This window comes from Nodosilinea sp. AN01ver1 (assembly GCF_050565655.1).
GTDB lineage: Bacteria > Cyanobacteriota > Cyanobacteriia > Phormidesmidales > Phormidesmidaceae > Nodosilinea.
In genome coordinates, this window is record NZ_JBNXVS010000061.1 from 16,225 (window position 1) to 27,546 (window position 11,322).

General features: G+C 61.4%; 6 protein-coding genes. 3 read left to right on the top strand and 3 right to left on the bottom strand.

All coding sequences use genetic code 11. From position 1 onward, the window contains the following. Positions 1–69: 69 nt before the first annotated feature. The 3 genes from ACQ4N7_RS27205 (at position 70) to ACQ4N7_RS27215 (ending at position 3,339) form a co-directional block, all read left to right on the top strand. Complete coding sequence (locus tag ACQ4N7_RS27205) at positions 70–621, top strand: chlorite dismutase family protein (RefSeq protein ID WP_430714577.1); 552 nt, start codon at positions 70–72, stop codon at positions 619–621. A 134-nt stretch (positions 622–755) separates the two neighbouring features. Next, entirely contained in the window at positions 756–2,624 is a 1,869-nt protein-coding gene (locus ACQ4N7_RS27210) for a diguanylate cyclase domain-containing protein (RefSeq protein WP_430714578.1), read from the top strand. Between the two features lie 91 nt (positions 2,625–2,715). Then, positions 2,716–3,339, top strand: coding sequence for a cupin domain-containing protein (locus ACQ4N7_RS27215; RefSeq protein WP_430714579.1), 624 nt, complete (start codon positions 2,716–2,718; stop codon positions 3,337–3,339). 123 nt (positions 3,340–3,462) lie between these two features. Here ACQ4N7_RS27215 and pyk read toward each other — a convergent pair whose 3' ends face one another. The 3 genes from pyk to ACQ4N7_RS27230 form a co-directional block, all read right to left on the bottom strand. Then, complete coding sequence (gene pyk, locus ACQ4N7_RS27220; RefSeq protein WP_430714580.1) at positions 3,463–4,887, bottom strand: pyruvate kinase; 1,425 nt, start codon at positions 4,885–4,887, stop codon at positions 3,463–3,465. Positions 4,888–5,036: 149 nt separating this feature from the next. Continuing rightward, on the bottom strand, positions 5,037–9,581 hold the full coding sequence (locus tag ACQ4N7_RS27225) for an EAL domain-containing protein (protein ID WP_430714581.1): 4,545 nt from the start codon (positions 9,579–9,581) through the stop codon (positions 5,037–5,039). Positions 9,582–9,922: 341 nt separating this feature from the next. Beyond that, positions 9,923–11,322, bottom strand: a 1,400-nt coding sequence (locus ACQ4N7_RS27230) for a DUF697 domain-containing protein (protein ID WP_430714582.1), incomplete at its 5' end; no start/stop codon positions are given.

Genomic DNA, 11,322 nt, shown 5'->3' on the forward strand with positions numbered 1-11,322 from the left:
AGATAATCAGACCTGCTTACTCATTCTGTGCCTCACCCAAGCGAGTTTATTACCCCTTGGAGATAATTTATGGACAATCGATATTCGTTTGTGGGCGGCGATCTTGGGGCTTGGCGAGTAACAGAAATTCGGGCCATTATTGGCGACGGGCTGGCCGCCGTCGATCGCGTCGATGTCATCAACCAGGCTGTGACAGAGGTGCCGCCCAACAGTCGCTGGGTGCTGCAAAGTTTTACCAGCAATATCCGCTACGCCAGGCGGGATGAAATTACCAAACTCCGGGCCGTGCAGCCCAGCTTAAATCGCAGCGAGGCCGCGATCGCGGTGCTAATTCCCATCAAGAAAAATGCCCGGTGGTGGGCAATGGCCCAGGATGAGCGCCGCGCTATTTTTGAAGAACAGTCGCACCACACGGCCATGGGGCTGGAGTATCTGCCGCAGGTGGCTCGCCAGCTGCACCACTGTCGCGATTTGGCTGAGCCCTTCGACTTTCTCACCTGGTTTGAGTTTGCGCCTGAGCACACCCAGGGGTTTGATCACCTGCTGCGCCGCCTGCGCGACAGCCCAGAATGGGGCTATGTAGAGCGCGAAGTCGAGGTGCGCCTGGAGCGCGAGGGCTGAACGTTTATCGAGATGGAATACGTTTAGACGCAGTTTTAGGGATAACTAAACAGAGATACCGGGCCTCACAGCGCGCTGTCTTCGTGACCCAGCCCCTAGCGCTACGCCGGGGAGTTTATTCCTGCTTGAGCATGATGGCAAGTGTTAAAAAACTGCTGAGCAAGCTCCCCCTCCAGACGGCCATTACCATTCCCTTTGCGGTTCAGGTGGCGGTCGTGGTTGGGGCTGTAGCCTATTTCTCCTATCAAAACGGGCAGGCTGCCGTTCACGCGCTTACTGCCCAGGTCAAACGAGAACTGACCGCGCGTATTCTAGAGCAGCTAGAAGACACCCTGGCCAAGCCCAGCATTATCAATCAGCTCAACGCGAGTTCGCTACTACAGGGCGATATCGATACCCTAACGGGAAAAGGAACTCACCAGCTGTGGCAGCAGGTCAGCATCTTTCCAGCGACCAATTTAATCTACTGCGCCACCGAAAAAGATGGCGCGTTTTTAGGCGTTGGGCGCTCCCAGGGAGGAACCGGCCACACCCTGCAGGTGCAGGTAGCGAATGCCTCCCTAGACCGCTACTTTCACTACTATGCGCTCGACAGTAAGGGCGATCGCGGCTTGCTACGGCGGGTGGGCAGTAAACCTTTCGACCCGCGGATGCGGCCCTGGTACAGGGCTGCCCGAGAGGCAGGCGAACCCACCTGGAGCCCGGTATACCTCGATTTTGAGACGATGTTGCCAACCATTACCGCCAACGCGCCGGTCTATGATCCGGCCAGTGGTGACCTGTTGGGGGTCTGCGCTACCGACGTGATTTTGTCTGAGGAACTCAATGATTTTCTGCGCGGCCTGTACATTAGCCCCCGCGGCATCGCCTTCATTATGGATTCGTCAGGGCTTCTGATTGCCAGCTCAACCCCGGAGCCGATTGTGGCAGGAGCCCAGGAAGACACCGTGCTGATACCGGCCAGCGCCAGCGAGAATGCTCTGATTCACGGTACGGCCCAGTACCTGATGAAAAACGACAGCAGCCTGCGTGATACGGGCGGCAGCCAGGAGATCTTTCGGCTCAACCGAGAGCGCTATTCGCTGCAAACGGAGCGCTTCATCGACGAATTTGGGCTCGACTGGCGCTTAGTTGTGGTCATACCCGAAGCCGATTTTATGGGCGAAATAAACGCCAGCAATCGAACGACGCTGGTGCTGTACGGGCTGGCGTTGCTGCTGACTGGTCTCAGCGGTTTGGTCATTGCCCAGTGGATGACGCAACCCCTGCGCAAACTCAGCGATCGCGCCCGCGCCCTAGCCCTGGGCCAGTGGGATCAGCCGATTGAAATTGAGCGCTCCGATGCGATCGGCGATCTGTCTCGCTCGCTGGCGGCGATGGCGCAACAGCTCAAAGAGGTGTTCATCACCCTGGAGCACCGGGTTGAGGAGCGCAACCAGGAGCTGGTGCAGCTCAACCAGGAGCTGCAGCGGTTGGTTCACGTCGACGGCCTGACGAAAGCCGCCAACCGTCGCTACTTCGATACCTTTCTCGACCAGGAATGGCAGCGCCTGACCCGCGAGCAGCAGCCCCTCAGCCTGATTTTGGCCGACGCCGACTACTTCAAGCGCTACAACGATACCTACGGCCACCAGGCTGGTGACCAGTGCCTGCAAACGCTGGTAGAAATCTTTTTGCAGGCGGTGCGGCGGCCAGCGGATCTGGTGGCCCGCTACGGCGGAGAAGAGTTTGCCATTGTTTTGCCCAACACCGATTTGAGCGGGGCGATGCATGTGGCCCAGCATATCTGCGACCTTCTGGGCGATCTCAACCTTCCCCATGCCACCGCCCCCGAGGGCCGAATGACGGTAAGCCTGGGGGTTGCCAGCGTGATTCCCAGCGCCAAACACGAGGCGCAAGACCTGGTAGCCGCCGCCGATCAGGCTCTGTATGCGGCGAAGGCGAAGGGTCGCAACGGCTACTGCACCGGCCCCGGCCTAACCGACCCGCTGCCCTCGGGCTGAGCGCTGGGGCCGTCAGTCTGCTTTGCGCGGGGGGACGCGGGGGCCGTGCTAAAGTTGCCGGTATTCAACCGGATACCGCCCCTATCTGACCATGTTCAACCGACGTAAATGGCTTGATGTTGGCCGCTATTTTGCCCGCCGCCGTTGGGGATTGGTGGCGATCGCCGCCCTGCTCGCCCTGGGTATTTTGGCTCTGGGCTATCGCCCTCTGCTGAGCTGGGCCGATGCTGGCGAGGCCGACCGCTCAGACCTCGCCGCGCCCGTCTGGGTAGAGGCCGATGCGGGCACCCCTTGGAAAATTTTTGGTTTAGAAATCGTCGGCAAGATCATGAGTGCTCAGACCGATGGGGCCTATTCTGTGGTGATTAGCACCACGCCGCCGGAGGGTGGCCCGCCTCTGCACGTGCATGAGCACGAAGACGAACTGTTCTACAGTATTAAGGGCACCTACGAGTTTCGCTTTGGGGACGAGACGATTCTCGCCAGCGCAGGCGATCTGGTGCACCTGCCCGCCCACATTCCCCACAGGTTTCGCAATGTTGGCCCAGCACCGGGGATGGCGATGAACACCATGACTCCTGGCGGCTTTGAGCAGTTTTTTGTGGAGATTGATCAACTCCCCAAAGGGCAACCCCTCGATCGCAGCCAGGTAGCGGCGATCGCCAGCCGCTACGGCCTCCAGTTCTTGCCCGAGTCGCCCAGTCCTGAGCGCTAGGGGCTGTCATCAATTAGCTGCTAAACGTTCAAAAATCAAGGGTTACAGCCCCTAGCTTGTCTTTTGGGTCGGGCGTGGCAAGGCTTGATATGCCGAGCTTTTGGCCACAATTGATGACACGCCCTAGCTCGCCGCCACCGTGTGAATTTTGAGGAAGTTGGTGCCCTTGGGGGTGTTGGCGGGCACGCCGCCCATCACCAGCAGCTTGTCACCGGGCTCGACCAGGTGGCGCGATCGCAGACTGCCCTCGGCCACCGCCACCATGTCTTCAAAGCTCTGGGGAAAATCGTCGAGCAGGATGGGCTTAACGCCCCAGATCAGGTTCATCCAGTGGTAGACCGTGGTTTTAGGGGTGCAGGCCACCACCAGCGCGTTGGGTCGCTCGCCGGAGGCAATGGTGGCGCTGTAGCCCGTTTCGGTAAAGCAGACGATGTACTTGAGATCGAGGGTCGAGTCGATGGCGTTGAGGGCTTCGCTGAGGGCGTGGGTTTCATCGCTGAGGGCGGCGGGCTGGTTGTCAAACCTCAGGTCTTGCTCCACGTCGCCAGCGATGCGGGCCAGCATCTCCACCGCCCGCACCGGAAACGCCCCCACCGCCGACTCTCCTGACAGCATCACCGCATCGGTGCCGTCGAGGATGGCATTGGCGACATCGCTGGCCTCGGCGCGGGTGGGGCGCGGGTTTTGAATCATGCTCTCCAGCATCTGGGTGGCGGTAATCACCGGAATGCAGCGGCGGTTGCACTCGCGAATGATGTGCTTTTGCAGCATCGGCACCTTTTCGGCCCGCATCTCCACCCCCAGATCGCCCCGCGCCACCATCACGGCATCGACCACCGCCAAAATCTCCTCCAGGTTGCGAATCGCCTGGGGTTTCTCGATTTTGGCCAGCACCGGAGTGTGGCTGGCCCCCAGGTTCGCCAGCAGGTCTTTGAGGGTGAGAATATCCTGGGCCTGGCGCACAAAGCTCAAGGAAACAATATCTACCCCCTGGGCAACGCCAAACTCGACATCCTGCCTGTCTTTGTCGGTCAGCGAAGGCAGGCGCAGGGTGAGGTCGGGCAGGTTGACCCCCTTGCGGCTTTTCAGCGGCCCGCCCTGGATCACGCGGCAGATGACTTTGGCCTCGGCAACCGCCTCTACCCGCAGCTCCAGCAGCCCGTCGTCGAGCAGAATTTGCATGCCGGGCTGGGCTTCCTCGGCCAGGTAGGGGTAGTCGATGCCGATGCCCCCAGTCACCCCATCGACCTGATCGAGGGGCACCAGGGTCACGGTGGTTCCTTCTTCGAGATCGATGGGGCCGGGCAACGGGCCGACGCGAATTTTGGGCCCCTGCAGGTCTTGCAGTAGGGTAATGGGCGTGTCGTGCTCGCCCGCAACCTCGCGCAGCAGGGCGATCGTGCGGGCGTGGTCGTCGTAGCTGCCGTGGGAAAAGTTGAGCCGAGCCACGTTCATGCCCGCGTCGATCATACGTTTGAGAATGGCTTTAGAACTGCTGGCGGGGCCAATGGTGGCCACAATTTTGGTGCGCCGGGTTAAGGAATCCATAGCAATAGCCCAGGAGCAGGGGGTGCCCTCAGTATAGGCACAGTTCTTGAGAGCCTATGTAGCCCTGGCTTCACTGCGCCCGACCGCACGGGCCAGAGGTAGGGCCAGTCTACGACCCATAGCCATCGATTGAGGTAGCGATCGCGGTGCTAACCCCGAGGCCAGTTCACCAGCAGCTGTTCGGCCTCGGCGGCGGGCAGGGGTTTCGAGAAGCAGTAGCCCTGGGCGTAGGGGCAGCCCAGCTGGCGCAGCCGTTCGAGCTGACTCTCGGTTTCAACTCCTTCGGCGATCGCGGCCATGCCCAGACTTTGGGCCAGAGCCAAAATCGCCTGCACCATGGCCACCCCGCGCGGGTCGGCTTCCATCGACTGGGTAAAGGAGCGATCGATCTTGAGAATCTGCATCGGAAACTGGTGCACCATGCTGAGCGACGAGTAGCCGGTGCCAAAGTCGTCGATGCCCAGCTGAATGCCGCGATCGCGCAGAGCCTTGAGCATGACCTCGGCGGTTTGGGGGTTCTCGATCAGGGCGCTTTCGGTGATTTCGAGGCGCAGGTAGCGGCTGCTCAGGCCAGTGGTGGCCAGGGCTTCGTCGATGGTGTCAATCAGGCGAGGGTGGGCGAACTGCTTCACCGACAGGTTGACACTCACTACTAGATCTTGGGCCTCGGGCAAGCGCTGCCGCCAGTGCTGAAGCTGCTGACAGGCGGCCAGCTGGGTCCATTCGCCAATGGCCAAAATCAGCCCGGTTTCTTCGGCCAGGGGAATGAAAGTGCTGGGCGAAATTAGCCCCCAGCGGGGATGGTGCCAGCGCACCAGGGCCTCAAAGCCGATCAGCCGGTGGTGAATCAAATCGACAATCGGCTGGTAGTGCAGGGCCAGCTCCTGGCGATCGATGGCCCGCTGCAGGTCGTTTTCGAGGGTAAGGCGGGTGGCCACCTGCTCGTACATGGCGGGGTCAAACAGGGCTGAGCGTCCCCGACCGTTCTCTTTGGCTCGGTACATGGCGATGTCGGCGTCGCGCAAAAAGTCGACCGCCTCCACGGCTCCGGTCAGGTTAGAGGCAATGCCCACGCTGGCGCTGATAAAAATCTCGCGCCCGCTCAGCACCAGCGGCGCTTGCAAGACCTGGTGAATGCGATCGGCCACGCCCTGGGCGTCATCAATTACGGCGATGGGGTTGAGCAAAATGGCAAATTCGTCGCCCCCCAGCCGCGCCACCAGATCCCCGTCTCGCACCACCGAGCCCAGGCGGCGGGCGCACTCGATCAGCAGCTGATCGCCCACCAGGTGGCCGAGACTGTCGTTAATCACCTTAAAGCGATCGAGGTCGATGAACAGCACCGCAAAGACCACCGCCTCAGACGCTTTAGCGGCCGCCACCGCCGCGTTGAGCTGCTCCATAAAAAAGGCTCGGTTGGGCGACCCCGTCAGGGGGTCGTGCAGGGCCTCGTAGGCGAGCCGATCTTCGATCAGCTTGCGCTCGGTGATATCGGTGAGGGTGCCGACCAGGCTGGTGACCACCCCCGAGTCGTTGTGCTGAGCCTGCCCCAGCAGCTGCACCACCCGGCGACTGCCGTCGGCGCGCACGATCGCCCCCTCCAGGTTGAGAGACTGGCCACTGCGGCTCGACTCGGCCAGCTGCCTCTGCCACAGGGGGCGATCGCTGGGGTCTAGGGCCGCCAGCTGCTCGTCTAGCGAGGGCGGTACCGGGCGGGGGCTGAGGCCATAGATGCGGAACATTTCCTCCGACCAGGTGAGCTGCTGGCTGGGCAGGTACAGCTCCCAACTGCCGGTGTGGGCAATGCGCTGGGCCTCTTTTAGCCGACTCTCGGCCTGCTGCCGCTGCCGCAGCTCATGCTGGGCCTGGGCCAGGGTTTGGGCCTGCTGCACGGCGATCGCCAGCTGGTCGGCCACGGTTTGCACTAGCTCAATCTCGGCGGTTTTCCACGATTCGGGGCCGGCCCCCTGGCGGTGAATGCCTAGGCGACCCCAGGGCCGGGGGTGGCTGAGGTAGAGCGGTACCAGCCGCCAGCTGCCGGGTAGGGCCGCCAGCAACTCGTGGGGAATAGCGGTGTCGAGCTGTAGGCTACTCTGGGGCGCATCAGGGCCAAACCCAGGTCCAGGCTCGGCCAGAGTGCGGTAGAGCAAGCTGGGCAAGTCGGGGTTGGCCCGGTGCTCAGCGATCACCCGCCAGTGGTGGTCAGCGGGTAAGTACATCTGAATATCGACATGGTCAGCCTGGAGCAGGTGGGCAATTTCGCGGGCGGCGGTGCTGAAGATGCTGTCGAGATCGAGCGACTCACGAATGGCCTGCACCACCCGATTGAGAGCCTGTTCGCGGCGAATCTGATGCTCGATCTGCTCGTAGGCCCGCTTGCGGCTGGTGACATCTTGAAAGTACACCGCCAGCCCCTCCTGGGTGGGGTACACATGAAACTCGCACCAGCTGTCGGAGTGGGCCATGTATTCTTCAAAGGTGAGGCTGACCCGCTCCACCATGGCCTGGCGCAGCTGTCTAGACATTTGGGTGCCCAGCGTCTCGGGAAACTCGTACCACAGGTTTTGGCCCAGCACCTGGTGCCGCGATCGCTGCAAAAACTGCTCAGCCCGCTGGTTGAGGTAGATAAACTGCCAGTTCTGGTCAAGGGCAAAAAAGGCGTCGGTAATGCTCTCTAAAATGTTGTTGATGCGCTGGTGAGAAACTTGCAGCGCCTGCTCAGCAGCCCGGCGTTCGGCCTCCTGCCGCTTGCGTTCGGCCTCACCGCGTTTGCGCTCGCTGATGTCTTGCGATACCCCAATGCTAAACAGCGGCTGGCCGTCGCCATCGCACACCAGGCACACCGTCAGCGCCACCCAAATAAAGTGGCCGTCCTTGTGGCCGTAGCGTTTCTCCATCGTAAACGAAGGAATTTCACCGGCTATCAGCCGTTGGTAGTGCCGCAGGTCAAGGGCCAGATCCTCGGGATGGGTGAAGTCGGCAAAATTTTTCTCTAACAGCTCCTGGCGGCTAAAGCCCAGCATGCGGCAGATGCCGGGGTTTACGTCGAAGAGCTGACCGCTCAGTTCAGCCTGGCAAATGCCCACGTCGATTTGCTCAAAAATGGCTCGAAACCGGGCCTCTGCTGCGCTCAGGGTCGCCAGTATGGCCTTGCGCTCGGTGATGTCTTTACCGATCGAGAGCAAACAGGTCTGATGGTTGAGCTGGGTTAGCTCCGACGACACCAGCAGCGTGCGGGTCTGGCCGTTGGGCAGGTGGGAATCGATCTCGATATTTTTAATGCAGCTGCGATCGCGCAGTTGTCGGCGCAGGTGGGCAAACTGCCGCCGGTTGTGCACCAACCCCAGATCGGCGGGGCGGCGGCCAATAATCTCGCTGCTCGGTCGCCCCAGCCAGCGGGCATAGCTAGCGTTGACCAACACATGGCGGCCCTCAGGAAAGGTGGTCACCGCTATGGGGTCGGGGCTGTGGTGAAACAGGCTGGCAAAGGCGTTTTGAGTCTGCCGCAGGCACGTCTGCATCGCGTACTGCTCGCAGGCCAGCGACAGACTGATCGAGGCGGTGCGCAGCAGCTTAACGGTGGCCGGTGGCCAGGCAGGGCGACGCTCAGAGCCAGTCTCCCTAAACTCATTACCCGTAGAATCCTGACCAGAATCATCCCCGGCGCGACTGACTATCAGAAACCCAAAGTACTGGCCGTGGCAGCGCAGGGGCAGTATCAACACGGTGTCGCCGCCTAAACGGCTCAACAGCGACTGCTCCGCTGCCGGAAAGCCGCTGATCACCCCGCTCAGCATCCCTCCCCGAGCCAGCACCTCGTGCCACCGCTGCAGCTGGCCGAGGGGCAGGTTTTGCAGGCTACTCTGGTCAAGGCTAGCGGCCCCTGGGGGGTGCCAGGCGGCTCGCAGGCTGGTTAGGGTGTTGCCGTGGCCGTCCAGATGCGTTTCAAACAGAGCAACTCCCTGGGCCTGACTGGCTACCCCCAGCAGCTTCAGGCAGCGGCCAAACACCCGCAGGCGATTTTGCCCCTCCAGCCCCAAAAGCTGGTAGTGAATATTGGTCAAGATCGTCAGACTGCGATCGGAGGGGGGAGTTAGCGGGCGATCAACCGGGTCGTCAAGGGCGAGTTCTTCTAGCTGGTAAGGGGAGGGCGCGGTATCTTGCAAACCATCGCTGTGGGCTGGCCTGCGGCTCTCGGCTCCATGCTCTGCTCCGGTAGCCTGACTCTCGGCCACAGCCCGATAGAGACGCTGGCGCAGCACCAGACCACAGATTTGATTCTGGCCGTCGACCACTAGCAGGTAGCCGCAGTGGGTGCCCTGTAGGGCCTGAAGCGCCGCTTCAACACTATCGTCGGGGCGCAACATGGGCACCTCAGGCACAAGGCTCAGGCCAATAGCAGCGGTGGCGGTATCTACCCCAGCGGCAACGCAACCGAGCAACTCTTGCTCGGTAAATAGCCCTAAAATAGCACCGCCATTGGCGACGACGACGCAGCTCAACATTTGCTCCTGCATCACCTGCACCGCCTCCCGAATCGAAGTCTGGGGAGTGAGCACTGCGGGCAGCACATCGACTAAATCGCCTATGCAGAGAGCGCTGGTATGGTTAGAGAACAGAGATTGGGCAGCGATAGGGGCTAATGATTCGGTAGCACTGGCAACAAAGAAGTTTGAATTTGAGAGAGCGGCCATAGCCGACACACCCCGACCGGTAAGGTTATAGCAATGGCCAGATAGCTCCACAACAGGTAGACAGACTGAGAGCAACAGTTTTGGGGCTATCTTACAGGGCAAACAGTTTGATCTGTCGTCACTCTGTCGTCACTGAGTGACCCAGGGATATTTCAAAGATCATTGCCCTGCGGCAACAACAGATGAGTCAACCCAAAGTACCCATTTAAGCCGGTTCGTCAACCCCTAGCAATTAAGTTCTGTTGGGGTAAACGGTGGTTGTCCTGCCAACCTCAGAGCCGAGCAGGATGCGGGATGAGTCCTACTCAGCTAGCTTCGATCAAAGGTATGGCTACCGAACCCTACCCCTTGGCTGCTGAGGTTTCTACTAAGTCTAAATCGGCCTGCACTTCCTGGCGCAGCCGGGCCAGGGTTTTAGAGGCATCGGTATCTTGCAGAATAGCGGCCAGAGTAGCGCTGACCCCCTCGGGTCCCCAGGTGCAGCCCTGCTCTAGATAGGTTTTAGCGGCCTTGCCTACGGTATAAGACCCGTAGCCGGCGGCACTGGCCTGGGCGGTCATGGCTCCAGCCAGCGCCGCAACCCCGGTGGCGCTATCAACTAGGGTGACCAGGGCAGCGGTGGTTTTACCCGCCCCCAGCAGCCCGCTGCCCACCTCGCTGAGCAGCAGCGTGCCCGAGCTTTTGAGAATAGCCCGCCAGAGCCGCCCCGCCTCGTGGCCAGTGATCGGAAAGCCGTAGAGCCGCGCCAGGGTGCGAATCATCACCAGGTCGATGAGGACACCGCCCAGCAGGTCGAGGCCAGCAATGGGGTTGAGGGCAACGGCGGCGGCTTTGTACTTGGCAAACTGCCAGATGGTGTCGTCGGCGCGATCGCCGTGCAGACGGCTCACGTGACCCACCATTTCGCCCTCAATGGCGCGGGCGTTGCGCAGGGCGTTGAGGGCTACCAGGGCAGCACCATCCTCGGCCACGATCGCCAGCAATGCCTGGCGCAGGGGCTCGATCTGGGAAGGCTGGGGCTCCCACTCCTCGCTGGTGCGACCGTCGGGCCACTCGACCCGCACCTTGAGGGGGGCAGGGCTGGCCGCTACAGTCACCACATCGTCAACCGCTAACGGGGTGCTGGGGCTACCCTGCCCCAGATCGGTCCGCAGCTTTTGCAGGGTCTGGTACACCGCCTGGCGATCGACGTCGGGGTAGAGATCGCTTTTGTTAAATACCAGCAGCAGCGGCTTCTGCCCCTGCTGCAGCTCCAGCAGGGCCTCATATTCAAAGGTGGTAATATCTCCCGACACGACAAACAAGATTAGATCGGCCTGAGTGGCTACGGTCTGAGCCATTTCGGCCCGCACGTCGCCCCCCACCTCATCCAGGCCAGGGGTATCGATCAGTTCGATTTGCCACGGCAGGCCGTTCTCAACCCCGGTCTTGACCTCGGGCTGCCAATACACCGATCGCGGCCAGCGGGTAACGCCGTGCAGGGGGCCAGTTTCGAGAATGTTTTCGCCTACCAGGGCATTGATCACCGCCGACTTGCCCCGGCTAACCAGACCAAACACCGCCACCCGCAGGCAGCGCGACTCAAGCTTGGCCGTCAGGCTCTGGAGCTGACCCAGCCCAGACTTGACCGCCGCCAGGGTAGCCCCCTGCTCGGGGTTGCCCTGCAGCGCGGTGGAGTAGCGGGAGACGACCTGACTCAGGGTGTGGCGAGCGCGGTGGAGGAGGGGGGAGGGCAGGGGGG

Bases quoted from the DNA above. Each gene is read 5' to 3' on its own strand.
- pyk (WP_430714580.1), bottom strand. From the start codon at position 4,887: ATGGATTCCTTAACCCGGCGCACCAAAATTGTGGCCACCATTGGCCCC.
- ACQ4N7_RS27215 (WP_430714579.1), top strand. From the start codon at position 2,716: ATGTTCAACCGACGTAAATGGCTTGATGTTGGCCGCTATTTTGCCCGC.
- ACQ4N7_RS27205 (WP_430714577.1), top strand. From the start codon at position 70: ATGGACAATCGATATTCGTTTGTGGGCGGCGATCTTGGGGCTTGGCGA.
- ACQ4N7_RS27210 (WP_430714578.1), top strand. From the start codon at position 756: ATGGCAAGTGTTAAAAAACTGCTGAGCAAGCTCCCCCTCCAGACGGCC.
- ACQ4N7_RS27225 (WP_430714581.1), bottom strand. From the start codon at position 9,581: ATGGCCGCTCTCTCAAATTCAAACTTCTTTGTTGCCAGTGCTACCGAA.